Source organism: Pseudonocardia zijingensis (assembly GCF_042657305.1).
GTDB classification, from domain to species: domain Bacteria; phylum Actinomycetota; class Actinomycetes; order Mycobacteriales; family Pseudonocardiaceae; genus Pseudonocardia; species Pseudonocardia zijingensis.
Genome location: NZ_JBHSKO010000001.1, coordinates 280,093 through 298,395, shown reverse-complemented (window position 1 = coordinate 298,395; position 18,303 = coordinate 280,093). Strand labels below are relative to the sequence as shown.

19 protein-coding genes are annotated in these 18,303 nt (G+C 73.1%); 8 read left to right on the top strand and 11 right to left on the bottom strand.

The genetic code is table 11. The features are described 5' to 3' along the window. Position 1: 1 nt before the first annotated feature. From ACFPL3_RS01695 to ACFPL3_RS01670, 6 genes are all read right to left on the bottom strand, one after another. On the bottom strand, positions 2–967 hold the full coding sequence (locus ACFPL3_RS01695) for an MCE family protein (RefSeq protein WP_343941385.1): 966 nt from the start codon (positions 965–967) through the stop codon (positions 2–4). Continuing rightward, complete coding sequence (locus tag ACFPL3_RS01690; RefSeq protein WP_343941386.1) at positions 967–2,142, bottom strand: MCE family protein; 1,176 nt, start codon at positions 2,140–2,142, stop codon at positions 967–969. Before ACFPL3_RS01690 ends, ACFPL3_RS01695 begins: the two co-directional genes overlap by 1 nt. Then, positions 2,139–3,446 (bottom strand): MCE family protein, encoded by a 1,308-nt coding sequence (locus ACFPL3_RS01685; protein ID WP_343941387.1) that lies wholly within the window; start codon positions 3,444–3,446, stop codon positions 2,139–2,141. Before ACFPL3_RS01685 ends, ACFPL3_RS01690 begins: the two co-directional genes overlap by 4 nt. A gap of 70 nt (positions 3,447–3,516) precedes the next feature. Beyond that, positions 3,517–4,359, bottom strand: coding sequence for an MlaE family ABC transporter permease (locus ACFPL3_RS01680; RefSeq protein WP_343941388.1), 843 nt, complete (start codon positions 4,357–4,359; stop codon positions 3,517–3,519). A gap of 1 nt (position 4,360) precedes the next feature. After that, positions 4,361–5,140 (bottom strand): MlaE family ABC transporter permease, encoded by a 780-nt coding sequence (locus tag ACFPL3_RS01675; protein WP_343941389.1) that lies wholly within the window; start codon positions 5,138–5,140, stop codon positions 4,361–4,363. 5 nt (positions 5,141–5,145) lie between these two features. Beyond that, complete coding sequence (locus ACFPL3_RS01670; RefSeq protein WP_343941390.1) at positions 5,146–6,270, bottom strand: ABC transporter ATP-binding protein; 1,125 nt, start codon at positions 6,268–6,270, stop codon at positions 5,146–5,148. Positions 6,271–6,549: 279 nt separating this feature from the next. Between ACFPL3_RS01670 and ACFPL3_RS01665 the strand changes: the two genes are divergently transcribed. Together ACFPL3_RS01665 and ACFPL3_RS01660 are read left to right on the top strand one after the other, a co-directional pair. Beyond that, entirely contained in the window at positions 6,550–6,861 is a 312-nt protein-coding gene (locus tag ACFPL3_RS01665; RefSeq protein WP_343941391.1) for an ArsR/SmtB family transcription factor, read from the top strand. Then, positions 6,858–7,361 carry an SRPBCC family protein gene (locus ACFPL3_RS01660; protein ID WP_343941392.1) on the top strand — a complete coding sequence of 168 codons (504 nt, stop codon included), beginning with the start codon at positions 6,858–6,860 and terminating at the stop codon, positions 7,359–7,361. The genes ACFPL3_RS01665 and ACFPL3_RS01660 overlap by 4 nt, the downstream gene beginning before the upstream one ends. Here the strand turns inward: ACFPL3_RS01660 and ACFPL3_RS01655 are convergent. After that, the gene (locus ACFPL3_RS01655) at positions 7,343–8,200 is read right to left on the bottom strand and encodes a LysR family transcriptional regulator (protein WP_343941393.1); all 858 of its coding nucleotides are present in this window, start codon (positions 8,198–8,200) and stop codon (positions 7,343–7,345) included. The two genes, ACFPL3_RS01660 and ACFPL3_RS01655, sit on opposite strands and share 19 nt — an antisense overlap. Before the next feature lie 70 nt (positions 8,201–8,270). Between ACFPL3_RS01655 and ACFPL3_RS01650 the strand changes: the two genes are divergently transcribed. Further along, positions 8,271–9,596: an FAD-binding oxidoreductase gene (locus ACFPL3_RS01650; RefSeq protein ID WP_343941394.1), complete on the top strand. Its 1,326-nt coding sequence runs from the start codon at positions 8,271–8,273 to the stop codon at positions 9,594–9,596. Between the two features lie 4 nt (positions 9,597–9,600). On the opposite strand, the gene ACFPL3_RS01645 is transcribed toward ACFPL3_RS01650, so the two are convergent. The 3 genes from ACFPL3_RS01645 to ACFPL3_RS01635 all read right to left on the bottom strand — a co-directional run bounded on the left by ACFPL3_RS01645 (position 9,601) and on the right by ACFPL3_RS01635 (position 13,089). Further along, entirely contained in the window at positions 9,601–10,545 is a 945-nt protein-coding gene (locus ACFPL3_RS01645; protein ID WP_343941395.1) for a R2-like ligand-binding oxidase, read from the bottom strand. A gap of 10 nt (positions 10,546–10,555) precedes the next feature. After that, complete coding sequence (locus ACFPL3_RS01640) at positions 10,556–11,662, bottom strand: NDMA-dependent alcohol dehydrogenase (RefSeq protein ID WP_343941396.1); 1,107 nt, start codon at positions 11,660–11,662, stop codon at positions 10,556–10,558. Positions 11,663–11,808: 146 nt separating this feature from the next. Further along, entirely contained in the window at positions 11,809–13,089 is a 1,281-nt protein-coding gene (locus ACFPL3_RS01635; protein ID WP_343941397.1) for a sensor histidine kinase, read from the bottom strand. 101 nt (positions 13,090–13,190) lie between these two features. Between ACFPL3_RS01635 and ACFPL3_RS01630 the strand changes: the two genes are divergently transcribed. The 5 genes from ACFPL3_RS01630 (at position 13,191) to ACFPL3_RS01610 (ending at position 17,394) form a co-directional block, all read left to right on the top strand. After that, positions 13,191–13,859, top strand: coding sequence for a response regulator transcription factor (locus tag ACFPL3_RS01630; RefSeq protein ID WP_343941398.1), 669 nt, complete (start codon positions 13,191–13,193; stop codon positions 13,857–13,859). A gap of 98 nt (positions 13,860–13,957) precedes the next feature. Then, positions 13,958–14,368: a sterol carrier protein gene (locus ACFPL3_RS01625; protein WP_343941399.1), complete on the top strand. Its 411-nt coding sequence runs from the start codon at positions 13,958–13,960 to the stop codon at positions 14,366–14,368. A 62-nt stretch (positions 14,369–14,430) separates the two neighbouring features. Continuing rightward, the gene (locus tag ACFPL3_RS01620) at positions 14,431–14,700 is read left to right on the top strand and encodes a hypothetical protein (protein ID WP_343941400.1); all 270 of its coding nucleotides are present in this window, start codon (positions 14,431–14,433) and stop codon (positions 14,698–14,700) included. 56 nt (positions 14,701–14,756) lie between these two features. After that, positions 14,757–16,238, top strand: coding sequence for a MocR-like transcription factor YczR (yczR, locus tag ACFPL3_RS01615; protein ID WP_343941401.1), 1,482 nt, complete (start codon positions 14,757–14,759; stop codon positions 16,236–16,238). A gap of 55 nt (positions 16,239–16,293) precedes the next feature. Then, positions 16,294–17,394, top strand: a complete 1,101-nt coding sequence (locus ACFPL3_RS01610; RefSeq protein WP_343941402.1) for a CaiB/BaiF CoA transferase family protein — start codon at positions 16,294–16,296, stop codon at positions 17,392–17,394. A 141-nt stretch (positions 17,395–17,535) separates the two neighbouring features. On the opposite strand, the gene rplA is transcribed toward ACFPL3_RS01610, so the two are convergent. After that, entirely contained in the window at positions 17,536–18,258 is a 723-nt protein-coding gene (gene rplA / locus ACFPL3_RS01605) for a 50S ribosomal protein L1 (RefSeq protein WP_343941403.1), read from the bottom strand. Between the last annotated feature and the right edge of the window lie 45 nt (positions 18,259–18,303).

Genomic DNA, 18,303 nt, shown 5'->3' with positions numbered 1-18,303 from the left:
GTCAGCACCCCTCCGGGTTGATCGGGCCCACGGACGGCGGGAGCAGCGCGCAGATGTAGTTGTCGAACCACTCGCCGTTGCCCGTGGCGTTGGCGAAGAGCCGCACGAAGACGGCCAGGTCGCGCATGCCGGCGCCGAGGGAGTCGCGGTTGCGCTGCAGCAGCGCCGCCACCCGGTCGAGCTGCTCCAGCGTGGGCCGCAGCTGCTCCTCGTTGTCAGCCACGAGCCCGCGCAGCTGCTCCGACAGCGCGATCGTGCCGTCGAGCAGGCGCCCGATGGCGTCACGGCGGCGCTGGAGCTCCCCGAGCAGCAGGTTGCCGTCCTTCAGCAGCTTCTCGACGTCGGCGTTCCGATCGGCCAGCACGCCCGCCAGCTCGTGGGTGCCCGCGAGCAGCCTGCGGATCTCCTCGTCGCGGCTCGCGATCGTGGTGGACAGCCGCGAGAGCCCGTCGAGCGCGCCCCGGATCTCCGGCGGGGTGTCGCGGAAGGTGTCGGAGAGGGTGGTCAGGCTCTCCGCGAGCTGCCCGGTGTCGATCTGGTCGAGCGTGCCGGACAGCCCGTCGAAGGCCTCGATCACGTCGAACGGCGACGAGGTGCGCGCCAGCGGGATGATGGCGTCGGCGTCGAGCTCCCGGTCGCCCTGCGGGTCGAGCGCGAGGGTCTTCGCGCCGAGCAGCGTCTTGATCCCGATCGAGGCCGAGGTGCGGTCGCCCACCCACGCCTCGGTGACGTTGAAGGTCACCAGCACGCGGTCGCCCGCCAACTCCACGTCCCGCACCCGGCCCGCCTCGACACCCGCCACGGTGACCATGTCGCCCGCGGTGAGCCCGGCGGCCTCGCGGAACTCGGCGCGGTAGGTGGTGCCGCCGCCGAAGATCGCCGGGCCGTTGAAGGCGACCACCACGACGAGCGCGATCACCAGCAGGCCGATCACCGCCGTGGACACGGGGTTGCGCGTGCCGGGCATCAGCCCCCCAGCCCGAGGTCGGACAGCAGGGGCAGGTCGGGCACGGGCAGCTCCGGCACGCCCCCGTCGCCGCCCGGCAGGGGGAGGTCGGGCAGGGGGATCCCGGCGAGCTCGTCGGTGTTGCCGCTGTCACCGCCGTCGGGGTCGGAGCCGCACCGCTCCACGCCGCTGCTGTACACCGGGATCTCGAAGGCCGGGATGTACGGCTCGAGGCCGACCTTGCCGCTCGCCCCGCACAGGTAGAAGTTGAACCAGCTGCCGTAGCTGCCCGCGCGGATCACCTTGTCGAGCTTCGGCGGCAGGTTCCGGATCGTCTGCTCGAGCCGCTCGTCCTGCGCGTTCAGGTTCTCGGCGAGGTCGCCGAGGTGCCCGATGTCGTCCTTCAGCGGCGGCCGCGCGTCCTCCAGGAACCCGGCGGTGACGTCGGTGAGCTCCCCGATCGACACGATGGCCTCGCCGATCGGCTCGCGGTCCTCGGCGAGCCCGGACACCAGCGCCTGCAACGAGCTGATCAGCTCCGACAGCTGCCCGTCGCGCGCGTTCACGGTGTCCAGCACGGCGTTGAGGTTGTCGATCACCTGGCCGATCACCTCGTCGCGGTCGGCGAGGGTGTTGGTGAGCGACGCGGTGTGGGCGAGCAGGCTCTGGACCGTGCCGCCCTGCCCCTGCAGCACCTGGATGATCTCGAACGCGAGCTGGTTCACCTGCTCCGGGTCCAGCGCGGTGAGCAGAGGCCGGAACCCGTTGAACAGCAGGGTGAGGTTCAACGGCGGGCGCGTGCGCTCCACCGGGATCGTGTCGCCCGGCGCCAGGGTGGCGCCCGCGGGGCCCGCTCCCTGCTCGAGCGAGAGGTAGCGCTGCCCGATGAGGTTGCGGTAGAGGATCGACGCCTCCACCGACGCCGGCAACGGCTGGTCCTGCGCCACGCTGAACTCGACCTCTGCGAACCGCCGGTCGACGATCCGCACGTCGTCCACGGCGCCGACGACCACGCCCGCGATCCGGACGTCGTCGCCGCGCAGCAGCCCGCTCGCGTCGGCGAAGCGCGCCGTGTACGTGGTGCGCGCGCCACCCGCCGAGTTGGCGATGGTCGCCGCGAGCACGGTGGTGCACAGCGCCACCACCACGGCGAAGGAGAGGAACTTGACCAGTGGGGCGACGGGGATCCGCCTCACGTCACCGTCACCTCGTTCCCGCGGTAGAGCGGACCCACCAGCATCGTGCTCCAGGCGGGCACCGCGTCGGGCGAGGTGCCCTGCTGGAGCGCGAGCAGCTCGTTCACGACCTGGCGCTCGCCGGGCGAGTTCGGCACGCCCATGTCGGCGCCGCCGTAGGAGGCCGGGACGGCCCCGAACTCCTCCGCACTCCCCATCGGCGTGCTGGCGGGCGGGTTGGCATGCGGCTCGGTGCCGTCCTCGAACGGGCCGTCCGGCGGCTGGTCCGGGCCGGGCATCAAGATCGGGTAGCAGCGCGGACCGCGGTCGTCGAGGTAGCGGGGCTCGTCCTGGTTCGGGAGGTACTTGCCCTGGCTGGCGACGATCTCGATGGTCGCGTGCAGCCCGGGACGGTCGCTGCCCGCGCCGAACGCCTCGTCCAGCCGCGGCACCAGGCCGGCCAGCTGGTTGAACAGGCACGGGAACTCCGGCGCGTACCGGGCGAGCGTCTCGAGCGTCGGCCGTGCGGAGTCGGCGAGCGAGATGATGTTCTCGCCGTTGGCGTCGAGGAACCCGCGCAGGTCGTCGGAAGCCGCCGTGACGCTGGTCAGCAGCTCGCGCAGCTGGGCGCGCTGCTCCACCACCGTGCGGCTCGTGACCGTGAAGTCCTCCAGCGCGTCGAGCAGGTCGGGCGCGGCCTCGTTCACGTTGCCCGCGAATTCGGCGAGCTGGGTGATGTCCTCCTGCAGGTCCGGCACGGCCGGGCGCAGCCCCGAGGTCAGCTCCTGCAGCTGCACGAGCGTCTGCCCCAGGTTCTCGCCCCGGCCCTCCAGGGCCTGCGACATCGCGCCCAGCGTGGTGGCCAGCTCCTGCGGCTCGACCGCGGTGAGCAGCGGCAGCAGGCCGTCGAGCACGCGCTCCAGCTCCCGCGCCGACTCGCTGCGGTCGATCGGGATCACGTCGCCGGCCGACAGCGGCTGGGCCCGGGAGCCCTCGGGGAGCACGAGCGAGACGTACCGCTCCCCGAACAGCGTCTTGGGGATGAGCCGCGCGGAGACGTTCGCCGGGATCAGGTCGACCTTGTCCCGGTCGATCAGCATCTCCACCGTGGCCGCCCCGCCGTCGGTGCTGACCGACGTCACCTTCCCGACGTCCAGCCCGCGCACCTTCACGTCGGCCTTCTCCGCCAGCTGGTTGCCGACGCGGTCGACCTGCAGCGTGACCGGCACACCGCGGTCGAACGCGCCGGTGTAGCTGCCGACCGACAGCCCGACGAGCGCCAGCAGCACCACGACGAAGAGCAGCCCCTGCAGCCGGCGCTTCATCGCATGCCCTCGCTGCGCTCGGGCAGCGCTTCGCGCGCGCGCCGTGTCGACGATTCGCTCGCAAGCTCGCTCATCCCGCCACCCGCACCGAGGTCTCGGTGCCGAACAGCACCAGCGTGAGGAAGAAGTCCAGGATCGCGGTGCTCACGATCGACAGCCGCACCGAGCGCCCCACCGCGATGCCGACGCCGGCGGGGCCGCCCTTGGCCGTGTACCCGTAGTGGCAGTGGATCAGGATGATCACGATCGCGAAGGCGATCACCTTGAGGTAGGAGTACAGCACGTCGCTGACCGGCAGGAACAGGTCGAAGTAGTGGTCGTACGTGCCGCCGGGCAGGTCGTTGATCAGCGTGACGTTCAGCCGCGACGCCGCGAAGCTCGAGAGCAGGCCGATCGTGTACATCGGGATGATCGCGATGACGCCGGCGATCATGCGGGTGGTGATGAGGAACGGCACGCTCGGCACCGCCATGACCTCCAGCGCGTCGATCTCCTCCGAGATGCGCATCGCGCCCAGCTGCGCGGTGAAACCGGCGCCGAGCGTGGCCGTCAGCGCGGCGGCGGCCACCAGCGGGGCGATGTCGCGGGTGTTGAAGTAGGCGGTGATGAACCCGGTGAGCGCCTCGACGCCGAGCGAGTCGAGCGCGCGAAAGCCCTGCAGGCCCACCAGGCTGCCCACGAACAGCGACAGCGACAGCATCACGCCCGCCGTGCCGAGGATGACGATCAGCGCGCCCGACCCGAAGCTGACCTCCGCGAGCAGGCGCCCGATCTCCCCGCGGTAGCGGCGCAGCGTGCGTGGCGTCCACGCGATCGCGCGCGCGTACAGCGAGAGCTGGTCGCCCAGCTCGTCGAGCACGTTCAGGGGCGCGTCGACGATGCGCCGCGCCCTGCGGCCGCCCATCAGCGCCATCTCACGACCCCTTCGGCGGGACGAGCTCGAGGTACAGGCCCGTCAGCACCAGGTTGATCAGGAACACCAGCACGAACGAGATGACCACGGACTGGTTCACGGCGTCGCCGACGCCCTTCGGCCCCGGTGGCGGGTTCAGCCCGCGGTAGGCCGCGACGACACCCGCCGTGAACCCGAAGAGGAACGCCTTGACCTCGCTCACGACGATGTCGGAGACCTGCGCCACCGCGGAGAAGCTCGCGATGTACGCCCCGGGCGTGCCGCCCTGGACGATCACGTTGAAGTAGTAGCCGCCTGCCACCCCGACCACGCTCGCGAGGCCGTTGAGCACCACCGCCGTGGTGGCCATCGCGAGCACCCGCGGCACCACCAGCCGGTGGATCGGGGAGATCCCCAACACCTCCATTGCGGCGATCTCCTCGCGGATCGTGCGCGCGCCGAGGTCGGCGCAGACCGCGCTGCCGCCCGCCCCGGAGATCAGCAGCGCCGTGACGATCGGCGCCGCCTGCTGCACGATCGCGAGCACGCTGCCCGCACCGGTCTGGCTCTGCGCGCCGAACTGGCGGGTGAGCTCCGCGAGCAGCAGCGCGATCGTGGCCCCGAAGGGGATCGTGAACAGCGCCGTCGGCAGCGCCGAGACCTTGGTGACGAACCACGTCTGCTCGATGAACTCGGCCAGCTGGAACGGCGGCCGGAACGCATTGCGCACCACCGCCACACCCAGGCCGAAGAGCCGGCCGACCGGGGTGAGCGCGCGGGTGATCGGGGCGGGAGCGGTCATCGGCCTCAGGACCGGTCGCGGTCTCGGGACGTCGGGTCGTCGTAGCCGGGGTCGTAGCCGCCGATCACCTCGGTGGGCTCGTCCCGCACGAGGGGCCCGGCCGACCGCTTACGCGGCAACGGCTGCGGGGCCGCGATGGGCCCGGTGGGCGGGTCGACGGCCACCTGATCCGCGGCGTAGCTGTCGCGGATGGCCTGCTGGGCTGCCGGCGGGAGGGTGTGCAGCATCTGCAGCACGCGTTCGCGCCTGCGGGCGACCGCCTGCCGCTCACCCACCCCGGTGCTCGGCTGCAGCTGCGGCTTGAGCGGCGGCAGCCCCTCCAGCTCGCCCGCCTCCGCCATCTCACGGGCGGCCTGCGCGGTGTCCTTCTCCTCCGACATGCCGATCGGGCCCTCGCGGCGCCCGTTGAGGAACTGCGCGACCACCGGCTCCTCCGAGGTCAGCAGCACCTCGCGGGGCCCGAACATCGCCAGGTGCTTGCGGTAGAGCATCCCGATGTTGTCCGGCACGGTCTGCGCCGTGTTGATGTCGTGCGTGACGATCAGGAACGTCGCATCGGTCTGCGCGTTGAGATCGATGATCAGCTGGTTGAGGTAGGCCGTGCGCACCGGGTCGAGCCCCGAGTCCGGTTCGTCGAACAGGATGATCTCGGGTTCCAGCACCAGCGCCCTGGCCAGGCCCGCCCGCTTGCGCATGCCACCGGAGATCTCCCCCGGCAACTTGTCCTCGTCACCCGTGAGCCCGACCATCGCCATCTTCTCCTCGACGATGTCCCGGATCTCCGACTCGGACTTGCGCGTGTGCTCCCGCAACGGGAACGCGATGTTGTCGTACAGGTTCATCGACCCGAACAGCGCGCCGTCCTGGAACAGCACCCCGAACAGCTTGCGCAGCTCGTACAGGCGCGACTCCGAGCACCGCACCAGGTCGGTGTCGTGGATGACGATCGAGCCGCGCTCGGGCTTCAGCAACCCGATCAGCGTCTTGAGGAAGACCGACTTACCGGTGCCCGACGGACCCAGCAGCACCGACACCTCACCGGGCGGCAGCGTGAGGGTGACGTCGGACCAGATGTTGGCGCGACCGAAGGACTTCGACAGCCCCTCGACCCTCACCTCGACACCTGCCACCAACGCCTCCTGAACCTCTCCGCTGGGGCCGTGCCGACGCTGGCGTGGAGCTCGGGCGGCGGCTGCCCACAACGGGACAACGACCCCCGTCGAAGCGGGTTACTCGCGAGTCAGGACCGGAGCGAAGGTTGCTCCGATCGGACCGTAACAGGTCGACCAGAGGCAGTACGAAGTAGCTCTCGGTTCCCGCCAGCGGCCCGCCGAGCACCCACCGTCACCGTCGCGGATGGCGTATATATGTGTTGACACGTATATACGCTTTGAATCATACTTCTGGCCGTGGACGTGTTCGAGGCCGTGGCCGAACCCCATCGACGCGCACTGCTCGACCTGCTCGCCGAACGCGAACGACCCGCAGGCGAGCTGGTCGCGCACCTCCCCGCGCTCACGCAGCCCGCCGTGTCCCGGCACCTGCGGATCCTGCGTGAGGTCGGGCTCGTCGAGGTCCGGCCCGACGGCCAACGCCGCATCTACACGCTGCGGGCCGACCGCCTCGTCGAGATCGACGACTGGCTCGACCGCTACCGCAGGTACTGGCGCGACCACCTCGACGCCCTGGCCCGACACCTCGACGAACGGAGCGAGAGATGACCGACGACCGCCACGGCGAGCTCACCATCGACGGCGACCACGCCACGATCACCTTCCGCCGCCACCTGCCCCACCCCGTCGAGACCGTGTGGGCCGCGCTCACCGACCCCGTGCAGCGGGCCCGGTGGTTCGGCGAGACCACCATCGACCCCCGCCCCGGGGGCGCCATCGAGATGGTCGCCGCCGAACCGCCCGCCGCCGTGGAGGCGAAGCGGATGACCGGTCGCATCCTCGTCTGGGACCCGCCGCACGTGCTGGAACACGAGTGGCGCCAGCGCATCGTCGAGGACGGCGTCGTTCGCTACGAGCTCGCCGCCGACGGCGCGGGCACGCTGCTCACCTTCACCCACCGCGGCCTGTCCGTCCGCAACGCCGCCGGGTTCGCCCCCGGTACCCACGCCTTCCTCGACCGGCTCGCCGCGCACCTGGCCGGCGCCCCGGTGCCGGCGTGGGGCGAGCGCTTCGCGGAGCTGGCGGCGGCCTACCCCGCCTGGTCCTGACCCGCGGGCAGGGCGGCCCGCGCGAGCGACGCCACCCGGGCGCTGCGCCGCCCCCGCCGCCAGCACAGCACCCAGCGCACCAGGGGCGAGCCGGGCGCGAACGGCACCATCACCAGGCTCGGGCGGGCGAAGTAGTCGGCGGCGTGGGCCGCGAGCGGGCACACGCCCTCGCCCGCGGCGATCCGCGTCATGAGGTCCAGCAAGGTGGCGGCGGTGCGATCGGGCTCCCGGCGGTAGGGGGCGGCGCGCCGGCCCGCCCGGAACACGGCCTCGCCGTCGAGGTCGGCCAGGGTGACGGTCTCCCGGGTCGCCAGTCGGTGCCCGCGCGGCACCACGAGCACGACCGGTTCGCGGTACACCTCGGGCCCCTCCTCGAGTTCCTCCTCGTCGACCGGGGCGTTGGTGACCGCGACGTCCACCTCACCGCTGCGCAGCAGGTCGAGCGGGTCGGCGAAGCCGGTCTCGCGGAACGCCACCTCGACGCCGGGGTGCCGCGCCCGGAAGCGGTCGAACACGTCCGCGGCGAGCTCGGCGACGGCGGGCGCCTCCAGCCCGACGGTGAGCGTGCCCGTAACGCCCCGGCCCGCCGCGACCGCCGCGGCGATGCCCGCCTGGATGCGGTCGTACCCAGCGCGCACGTCGGCGTGGAGCGCCGCCCCGACCGGCGTGAGCGCCACCCGGCGGCTCGTGCGGTCGAACAGGGCGACGCCGAACCGCCGTTCCAGCGTCGCGATCGTCTGGCTGACGCGGGCCTGGGAGATGAACAACCGCTGCGCCGTGCGGCCGAAGTGCAGCTCCTCGGCGAGCGTCAGGAAGATCTCGATCTCCCGGCGTTCCATAACACCCAGGTTATCAGTCGATGCTGATCCCGTGATTGTTCCCGCAGGTCAGCGCGCTGATAGTCGAAGCATGACGAACTTCCTCACCCCCGCCGACCCCGCCTACGACACCGAGCGCACCGGCTACAACCTCTCCGTCGACCACAAGCCGGAGGTGATCGTGCCCGCCGCCTCCGCCGACGACGTCGTCGCCGCGGTCCGTTACGCCACCTCCCGCGGTCTCGGCGCCGCCGTGCAGGCCACCGGCCACGGCCCCTCCCGTGCCGCCGACGGCGTCGTCCTGATCACCACGTCCCGGATGGACGGCATCACGATCGACCCGGTGGCCCGCACGGCGCGCGTCGAGGCCGGCGTCCGCGGGGGCGCGCTGGTGCGCGCGGCCGCCGAGCACGGGCTGGCCCCGCTGAACGGGTCCTCGCCCGAGGTCGGGGTGGTCTCCTACCACCTCGGCGGCGGGATCGGGATGCTCGGCCGCAGCCTCGGCTGGGCCGTCGACCACGTCCGCGCGCTCGAGGTCGTCACCGCCGACGGCGTGCTGCGCCGGGCGAGCGCCACCGAGGAGACCGACCTGTTCTGGGCGCTGCGCGGGGCCGGCCGGGGCACCCTCGGTGTCGTCGTCGCGATCGAGATCGACCTGCACCCCGTCACGCGGCTGTACGGCGGCGGCATGCACTTCGCCGCCCCCGACGCGCAGCGCGCGCTCACCACCTGGGCGGACTGGACGCGGACCGCACCCGAGGCGATGGGCTCCTCCGTCCTGCTGATCCGGATGCCGGACCTGCCGGTGCTGCCCGAGCCGCTGCGCGGCCGGTACGTCGTGCACGTGCGGTTCGCTTTCACCGGGAGCGCCGAGGACGGAGCCTGGCTGGTCCAGCCGTTCCGCGACCTCGGACCGGTCACCGACACGGTGGCCGAGATGCCGTACACGGCCGTCGGCTCCATCCACGCCGAGCCGACGGACCCGGTGCCGTTCCACGCCCGCAACACCGTGCTCGGGTCCTTCGACGCCGCGGCGGTGGCGGAGCTGCTGCACCACGCCGGTCCCGACGCGGACGCGCCGTACCTCGTGGAGCTGCGCCTGATGGGCGGCGCGCTCGCGCGGCCCGGGGCGGTGCCGAGCGCGCTCTCCCGCCGCGACGGCGCGTTCGTGCTCTACGCGGGCGCGGCGGCCGAGGCCGAGCGGGTGCCCGAGCTGCACGCGGCCTACGACCGGCTGTTCACGGCGATGGCGCCCTGGGGCACCGGCGGGGTCTGCGTGAACTTCCTCTCCGGGCCGGACGTCACCGCCGCACAGCTCGCCGACGGCTACCTGCCCGCCGACGTCGCCCGGCTCGCCGCGGTCAAGCGCGCCATCGACCCGGACGACGTGTTCCGGATCCACCACGGGCGCGCGTAGCGGCTCAGCCCACCGCCGCCAGCTGCGCGCTGTCCTCCACGTGGAACCGCTCCTCGAGCGCCTCCGGGCTCGCGTCCACGTCGATCACGCGCAGATCGGCGCCCCGGGCCGTCTCGATGGCGCCGAGGCGGCGGCCGACCTTGTCCATCGCGTACTCGGCCATCTCGTTCATGTCCACGCCGAACGGCGCCGGCCCGTCCCAGCGCTCGAAGGTCGCCGTCACCACGCCCATCGCGGGCACGAGCAGCTCCTGCATCCGCTCGTCGACCGCGTCCCACAGCGCGTCGTCGGCGGCCACGTGGCGGCGGCAGGTGAACGTGCCCCACGCCATGTGGCGCCGCTCGTCGTCGCCGATGTGCTTGATGATCTGCTGCATCCCCGGCAGGATCCCGCGGCTCGCGCAGATCTTCTGCCAGGAGAAGTAGCCGGTGAGGGCGAGCGTGCCCTCGACGATGTGGTTGTAGGTCACCGACGCCCGGATCTGGTTGCGCGGCGACGGGTCGGCCGCCAGCGCGTGCAGGCTCTCCGGGAGCTCCCTGGTGAAGATCTGCTGGTAGGGCTCGTTGCCGGCGATGTAGGAGTTCAGGTCCTCGGTGATGCCCACCGCGTCGAACCACAGGCGGAAGGCCTGCGTGTGCTTCGCCTCCTCGTAGAGGAACTGCGTCAGGTACATCTCGTCGGCCAGGCGACCCTCGGCCGCCATCGCCCCGAGGAACGGCTGCAGGTCCTGGGTGACCGACTCCTCGCCCGCCATGAACTGCGCCGCGAGCGAGCAGGTCCACCACCGCTCCTCGTCGGTCATCGCCGCGACGTCGGCCGCGTCCCGGCTCAGGTCGATGTCGGCGGGGTTCCACTGCCGGCCGTTGCCCTTGGTGAACAGCCGCATCGGGAACGAGTCGAAGTTGATCCCGCCGTTCTGCAGGCTGGTGAAACCGGTGCGTTCGGACATCGTCGTCCTCCTAGAAGCGGATCAGTCCACGGATGTTGCGGCCCTCGCGCATGTCCTGGTAGCCGGTGTTGATCTCCTCGAGCGCGTACTCGCGCGTGATCAGCTCGGCGAGCCGCAGCCGCCCGAGGTTGTGCATCTCCAGCAGCCGGGGCACGTCGTGCTGGCCGTTGGAGCTGCCGAACAGCGCCCCGCGCACCTGCTTCTCGTAGAGCGTCAGCTCCAGCAGCGACATCGACACCGTGTCCTCGCCCGGGTGCCCCAGCGCGGTGACCACCACCCGGCCCCGCTTGCCGACCAGCTGCAGCGCGGGCTGCAGCTGCGCGCCCTCGGCCACGCCAGTGGTGAGGATCGCGGCATCGGCGAGCTGGCCACGCGTGATCGACGAGACCGTGTTCCACGCCTCGTCCATGCTCGAGGCGACGTGCGTGGCCCCCAGCTCCAGGGCCTTCTCCCGCTTGAACTCCACCGGGTCGACCGCCACGACGTACCGGCAGCCCGCGATCCGCGCCCCCTGCACCGCGTTGGCCCCGATGCCGCCGATCCCGACCACGACCGCGGTGTCCCCCGCGCGCAGCTCCGCCGTGCGGACGGCCGAACCGAAACCCGTGGTGACGCCACAGCCGACCAGCGCCGCAAGGTGCAGCGGGAACCCCTCGTCGATCTTCACGACGGACTTGACCGGAACCACCGTGTGCCGCGCGAACGTGCCGAGCAGGCACATCTGCCCGACGTCCTCGCCGCGCGCGTGGAAGCGGTAGGTGCCGTCGAGCTGCGGGCCCAGCGTGGCGCCCGCCCCGTCGTCGCACAGCGCGGTGTAGCCGCGCACGCAGTAGCTGCACCGGCCGCAGCTGGGCAGGAACGTCATCACGACCGGGTCGCCCACCGCGACCTCGGTGACCCCCGGCCCGACCTCGACGACCCGGCCCGCGCCCTCGTGGCCCCCGACCATCGGGTACGCCACCGGCAGGTCGCCGGTGACCAGGTGCTCGTCGGAGTGGCACAGGCCACTGGCCGCGAGCTCCACGAGCACCTCGCCCGCCTGCGGCCCGTCCAGCTCGACCTCGCCGACCTCCCACTTGCCCCCGAGCTCCCAGAGCACCGCTGCCGTGGTCTTCATGGGCGTCAGCATGACGATCGGTGCCGGGGTGCGCAGCGGGCCGCGAGGTCCCGCGGTGGCCCGTGGGTGCCATCGGGGGAGTTCAGGAAAGCCACATTCAGGGCCGCTGCGGCCCTGAATGTGGCTTTCCTGGCCTTCCGGGGCCCTCATGCACGCGGGAGCGGCAGCTCCAGGTGCGCCACCAGACCACCGCCGTCCCGCGGGAGGAGCCGCAGCTCCCCGTCCATCGCGGTGACCAGCGCCTCCACGATCCACAGCCCGAGCCCGGCGGTGCCGCGTCGCTCCCCCAGCGCCACGCCCTTCGCCGTCACCACGCCCTCCTGACCGGGCGGCAGGCCGGGCCCGCGGTCGCGCACCTCCGCGACCAGCCGGCCGTCGGCGTGTCGCAGGTCCAGCTCCACGGGTGCCTCCCCGCTGTGCCGGGCGGCGTTCTCGACGAGGTTGGTGAGCACCCGCCGCAGCCGTTGCGGGTCGCAGCGCACCGTGGCGTCCGCGGGCTCGACGTGCGCCACCCGGCGCTGCGGCTCCACCCCCGCCGCGTCGAGCACAGCACCTGCCAGCTCCGCGAGCGGCACCACCCGCTCGCGGACCCGCCCGAGTGGGCTGCCCTCCTGCACCGCGACGTCGGCGAGCCCGTCGAGCATGTCGCGCAGGTGCGCGGCGTGCTCGGCGAGCAGGCGGGTGGCGGTCTCCCGGGCCGGACCGGTGAGCCGGCCGGCGGCCAGGTCGGCCGACAGCGCGGTGAGCGACGCGACGGGCGTGCGGAACTCGTGGAGCACCACCCGCACGCCGTCCAGCCGCGCCTGCTGGGCGGCGAGCAACCGGGAGCGCAGGTCGCGTTCCTCCAGGAACGCCTCGTGCTCGGCCCGCGCCCGCGCCCGCGACTCCGCGGCCTCCTCGTACTGGCGCTCCAGCACCCGCAGCAGCATCCCGACGAGCACGGCCGCCGCCACCAGGTACCCGGTCCACCACACGCCGGCCAGCCACCGGTCCACCACGGCCACACCGGGGTCGGAGCCCACGAGCGCGGCCGCCGTGAGCCCGGCGCCCACCGCGAGGGCACCCAGCCGGCCCACCACCGCGCCGCCGCGTACCGCCCCCGCGATCACGACGAGGGGCAGGATCGCCACCATCGCGCTGTGCGCGCCCCCGGTGAGACCGCACGCCACCAGGGCGAGCACGGCGTCGATCGAGGTCGCGAGCCACGGGGCCAGCAAGCGCCGCCCGCGCAGTTCCGCGACGCCGAGCACCACCGCGTAGCCCAGCGCGACCGCCACGAGCGTCCCGAGCAACGCGACCCGCCCGCGGGCGATGCCCGGCACCACCACGAGCGCCAGCCCCACGGACGACACCACCAGCAGGCGGATGACGGCGGCGGTGCGCTCCTGCACGGACCGCAGCACCGCGGCGGGACCGTCGATGCGCACGCCGTCAGCATCCCGCACCACGTGCGCCTCGATTGCGGAACCCGGCCACTGGAACGGGGGACTCGCGGCTGCTGGGGCAGGGCTGCCGTTACGGTCCTGCTGTGCGGGACGGCCGGTACGTCGTGGTCATCGTGGACGACCACGCCCTGTTCGCGCAGGGTCTCTCCCTGCTGCTCGAGTCCCGTGCGGGAGACACCTTCGTGGTGGCCGGATCCACCACCGCGGGCGAGCAGGCCGTCGCGCTCGTCGGGCGTGAGGCGGCGGACATCGCGATCGTCGACCTCGCGCTGCCCCCACTGGGCGGCGTCGAGACGATCCGCCGGATCACCGCCGCCTACCCCGGCACGCACGTCCTCGCGCTCTCGGGCACCGAGGACCTCGGCCTCGCCACCGCGGCATTGCGCGCCGGCGCCTCGGGCTTCCTGGCGAAGTCCGCCGACCCCGAGGTCCTGGTGGCGCCGCTGCTGACGATCGCGGCGGGCGTCCGCGTGGTGCCCGCCGACCTGCTCGACGCGCTGCTCGCGGCGGGCGACCGCGCGGGCGGCACGATCCTGGAGCGGCTGGACGACCGGGAGATCCGCCTGTGGGCGCTGCTCGCACAGGGCCGGGAGACCAGCGAGATCGCCAAGGCCGTGCTGGTGAGCGAGCGCACCGCCAAGCGGATGATCGCGAGCCTGCTGCACCGGCTGGGTGCGGCCAACCGGATCGAGGCGGCGGCGCTCGCCGGTCGCTGCGGCCTGCTGGACGACGCGCCCCGTCGCCCGCGCTGAGGTTGGCCCGCGCGGGCCGGACGTGGCCCGATCGTGGGGTCGCCCCCGTTCCCGCGGTCGGCGAGACTCCCGCCATCGGCGACGAGGGAGGACGTGCGGTGGCGGCGTTTCGCGACGAGGCGGAGGTCTACGAGTACCTCGGTGGGATCTTCCGGCGGGGCATGCAGGACCCGGCGCTGGTCGAGAAGCTGCGGCCCACCGGGATCGTCCTGCGGATCACCTACACCGACCCGGACGCCGTGCTGACGGTCGACATGCCGAACGCCCAGCTCCACGAGGGCGCGGGCAACGGCCCGGACCCCAACGTCGAGCTGTTCATGACCGCCGACACCGGCAACCGGTTCTGGCTCGGCAAGGTGATCCTCCCCGTCGCGCTCGCGAAGGGGCAGGTGCGGGCCAAGGGTCCGGTCGCGAAGCTGCTCACGGTGCTGCCGATGGCGAAGGGCATGTTCGGCCCGTATCGCGAGCAGCTCGAGGCGGCGGGCCGCACCGATCTCCTGAGCGCGTAGCTCGTTGAGGTGAAGCTGCGGTTGGGCCGTCCGGAGCCGGCCGATCCTCCACTGTGGATACGGTGTGGCTCGACGTCAGCATGTGGACCGGCCTGCGCGGCACCTTCCACCCGTTCATGGACGTGGCCTGCGAGGCGCCGGACCCGCCTCCCGCGGATGCCGGGGAGTGGCAGCGGTGGGCCGGCTCGTACCTCACCGCCGTGGCGGCGAAGGAGGGCTGGCAGGCCGGTCGCTACGCCTACAGCGCCGAGCGCCGCGACCCCGGCGGGCACCCCGTCGAGGTTCTGACCCGGGGTCAGTGGGAGTGGACGCCCGCCGCCACCTCCAGCTGACCCACACTCCTACGATTGGCCTGCTCGTACCAGGCCAATCGGGGAGAGTGGACCACATGAGCCTCGCCGGCATCGAACGGCGCATCGGGGCGCCCAGCTTCGCCCGGCTCCTCGGCGACTGGCGCCCGCCCGACGGCAGGGGCCTGGCCGAGGCGCTGGCGGACCGGATCCGGTTGCTGGTACTCGACGGCCGGCTGCCCCTGGAGACGCGCCTGCCCGCGGAGCGCGAGCTCGCGGCGGCCCTCGCCGTCAGCCGCACCACCGTGGCCGGCGCCTACGAGGCCCTGCGCAGCGCCGGCGTGCTGCGCAGCAGGCGCGGCGCCGGGAGCTGGACCCGGCTCCCGCCCGCGCAGGCGAACGGCACGAGCCCGTCGCCGTTCTCGCCGCTCGGCGGCAGCCCGCTGTACGACCTGGCCCATGCCGCGCTCCCCGCACCCCGCGGGCCGGTGCGGACGGCGGCCGCGGCGGCCGTGCACGACCTCGACGCGCTGCTGGCCGGGCACGGCTACGACCTGAGCGGCCAGCCTGCTCTGCGGGCCGCGATCGCCGACCGCTACACCGCCCGTGGCCTCCCCACCACACCCGACCAGGTGCTGGTCACCGCGGGCGGCGTGCACGGGATCCACCTGGCCCTGATGGTGCTGGCCGGGCCCGGCGACCGCGTGCTCGTCGAGCACCCGACCTACCCGAACGCCATCACCGCGGTGACCGCGCGCGGCACCCGCCCCGTCCCGGTGCCGATGGCGCCCGACGGGGTCGGTGGCAGCAGGTGGGACCTCGACCTGCTGACCTCGGCGGTCCGGGACGCCGCACCGCGGCTCGCGTACGTCATCCCCGACTTCCAGAACCCCACCGGCGCACTGCTCGACGGCGCCGATCGAGCCCGGCTGGTCGATCTCGCCCGGCGCACCGGCACCACGCTCCTCGTCGACGAGACGCTCGCCGATCTCGCCCTGGAGAACCCGCCCGAGCTGCCCGTGGCCGCGCACGGCGGCGCCGAGTCCCCGCTCGTGCTCAGCATCGGGTCGGCGAGCAAGACGTTCTGGGGCGGCCTGCGGATCGGCTGGATCCGCACGTCCGCGGCGATGGTGCGCAGGCTGGCCGCCGCCCGCGCGGGCGTGGACCTCGGCGGCCCGGTGCTCGAACAGCTCGTCGTCGCCCGGCTGCTCGCCCACCACGAGGAGATCACCACGGCCGTCCGGAGCGACCTGCTCGCCGCCCGCGACCACCTGCTCGACCGCATCGCCCGGACCTTCCCGGGCTGGCGGCCGTCCCGGCCCGGGGGCGGGCTGAGCCTGTGGGTCGACCTCGGCCGGGCCGAGTCCAGCCGCCTGGCCGGCGCCGCCCGGCGGCGCGACGTGCTGCTCGCGGCCGGGCCCCGGTTCGGGCTGGACGGGGCGTTCGAGCGGTACCTGCGGCTGCCTTTCACCTTGCCGCAGGAGCGGATGGACGAGGCACTCGACCGGCTCGCCGGGGCGTGGGCCGACCTCGACCGCCCGGGCGGCGGGGTGGACGGCGACCCGGTCGCGGTGGCCTGACGCGCAGGTAGGGTGCCTCCGGTCGGCCCGCGGGGAGCCGGCGGATCGGAGGACCGTGAACACAGGACCGTTGGCCGGGTTGAAGGTCGTGGAGCTCGCCGGCATCGGCCCGGGGCCGCACGCCGCGATGGTGCTCGCCGATCTCGGAGCGGAGGTCGTGCGCATCGACCGCCCGTCCGGCGGCCTGCAACTCGGATCGCCGGACGCGCCCGACCCCACCCTGCGCGGCAGGCGACGCGTGGCGGCCGACCTGAAGGATCCGGCCGGCCGGGAAGCGGTGCTGCGGCTCGTCGAGCACGCCGACGTCCTGCTGGAGGGCTACCGGCCCGGCGTCACCGAGCGGCTCGGCGTGGGCCCGGCCGACTGCCACGCCCGCAACCCGCGCCTCGTCTACGCCCGCATGACCGGCTGGGGCCAGGAGGGCCCGCTCGCCGCCCGTGCGGGCCACGACATCAACTACATCTCGCTCACCGGCGCCCTGCACGCCATCGGCCGCGCGGGCGAACGCCCGGTGCCCCCGCTCAACCTCGTCGGCGACTTCGGTGGCGGGTCCATGCTGCTCGTCGTCGGCGTGCTGGCCGCACTCTGGGAGGCGCAGCGCTCCGGCCAGGGGCAGGTCGTCGACGCCGCGATGGTCGACGGCGCATCGCTGCTCGTGCAGATGGTGTGGGGGCTGCTCGGCCAGGGCATGTGGACCGACCGGCGCGAGGAGAACGTGCTCGACGGCCACTCGCCCTTCTACGACACCTACACCTGCGCCGACGGCCGGCACGTCGCGGTGGGAGCGCTCGAGCCGCAGTTCTACGCCGCGCTCCTCACCGGCCTCGGCCTGGACGGCGAGGAGCTGCCCGAGCAGTACGACCGCTCCGGCTGGCCCACGCTGCGGGCCCGGTTCACCGAGGTGTTCGCCTCGCGCACCCGGGACGAGTGGGCGGAGGTGTTCACCGGCACCGACGCGTGCGTCACCCCGGTGCTCGCCTTCGGCGAGGTGCCGCGGCATCCGCACATCGCCGCCCGGGCCACGGTCGTCGAGCGCGACGGCGTGCCGCAGGCCGCCCCCGCGCCGAGGTTCTCCCGCACGGCGCCCGTCGTGCCCGGGCCGCCCGCGGACCCGGAGCCGGTGGACCAGGTGCTGGCGGACTGGTCGCGCGCCTGAGGCCTCCTCGAAGTTCAGGAAAGCCACATTCAGGGCCGCACCGGCCTTGAATGTGGCTTTCCTGAACTTCCGGGGCCTCTCCCGCACACGACGAAGCCCCCCGGCGCTCGTGGCGCCGGAGGGCTTCGGGGAGTCGGTCGATCAGGCCGAGGCCGTCTCGTCCACCAGCAGGTTGCGGGTGCGGTTCGGGTCGACCGGGATACCGGGGCCCGTGGTCGTGGAGATCGTGACCTTCTTCAGGTACCGGCCCTTCGCGGCCGACGGCTTGGCCCGCAGGATCTCGTCGAGGGCGGCGCCGTAGTTCTCCACCAGCTTCTCGGTGTCGAACGAGGCCTTGCCGATGACGATGTGCAGGTTGGCCTGCTTGTCGACCCGGAAGTTGATCTTACCGCCCTTGATGTCCTGGATGGCCTTCGTGACGTCCGGGGTGACGGTGCCGGTCTTCGGGTTCGGCATCAGACCGCGCGGGCCCAGGATGCGGGCGATCCGGCCGACCTTCGCCATCTGGTCGGGCGTGGCGATCGCCGCGTCGAACTCCAGCCAGCCGCCCTGGATGCGCTCGATGAGGTCGTCGGAGCCCACCACGTCGGCTCCTGCGGCCTCGGCCTCCGCGGCCTTGTCACCGGTGGCGAACACGATGACGCGCGCCGTCTTGCCGGTGCCGTGAGGCAGGTTCACGGTGCCGCGGACCATCTGGTCGGCCTTGCGGGGGTCGACCCCGAGGCGCATCGCCACCTCCACGGTGGCGTCCATCTTCTTGCTGGCGGTCTCCTTCGCCAGTGCCGCGGCCTCGAGCGGGGTGTAGACACGCCCGGGCTCGATCTTCTCGGCGGCCTGGCGGTAGACCTTGCTGCGCTGTGCCATTGCTGTCCTCTGTTGTTCGAGGGTCGTGGTGCGAGCCGCGCCCGG

Coding starts and splice junctions, on each gene's coding strand:
- ACFPL3_RS01650 (WP_343941394.1), top strand. CDS start 8,271: ATGACGAACTTCCTCACCCCCGCCGACCCCGCCTACGACACCGAGCGC.
- ACFPL3_RS01660 (WP_343941392.1), top strand. CDS start 6,858: ATGACCGACGACCGCCACGGCGAGCTCACCATCGACGGCGACCACGCC.
- ACFPL3_RS01680 (WP_343941388.1), bottom strand. CDS start 4,359: ATGGCGCTGATGGGCGGCCGCAGGGCGCGGCGCATCGTCGACGCGCCC.
- ACFPL3_RS01645 (WP_343941395.1), bottom strand. CDS start 10,545: ATGTCCGAACGCACCGGTTTCACCAGCCTGCAGAACGGCGGGATCAAC.
- ACFPL3_RS01640 (WP_343941396.1), bottom strand. CDS start 11,662: ATGAAGACCACGGCAGCGGTGCTCTGGGAGCTCGGGGGCAAGTGGGAG.
- ACFPL3_RS01655 (WP_343941393.1), bottom strand. CDS start 8,200: ATGGAACGCCGGGAGATCGAGATCTTCCTGACGCTCGCCGAGGAGCTG.
- yczR (WP_343941401.1), top strand. CDS start 14,757: ATGAGCCTCGCCGGCATCGAACGGCGCATCGGGGCGCCCAGCTTCGCC.
- ACFPL3_RS01675 (WP_343941389.1), bottom strand. CDS start 5,140: ATGACCGCTCCCGCCCCGATCACCCGCGCGCTCACCCCGGTCGGCCGG.
- ACFPL3_RS01695 (WP_343941385.1), bottom strand. CDS start 967: ATGCCCGGCACGCGCAACCCCGTGTCCACGGCGGTGATCGGCCTGCTG.
- rplA (WP_343941403.1), bottom strand. CDS start 18,258: ATGGCACAGCGCAGCAAGGTCTACCGCCAGGCCGCCGAGAAGATCGAG.
- ACFPL3_RS01685 (WP_343941387.1), bottom strand. CDS start 3,446: ATGAAGCGCCGGCTGCAGGGGCTGCTCTTCGTCGTGGTGCTGCTGGCG.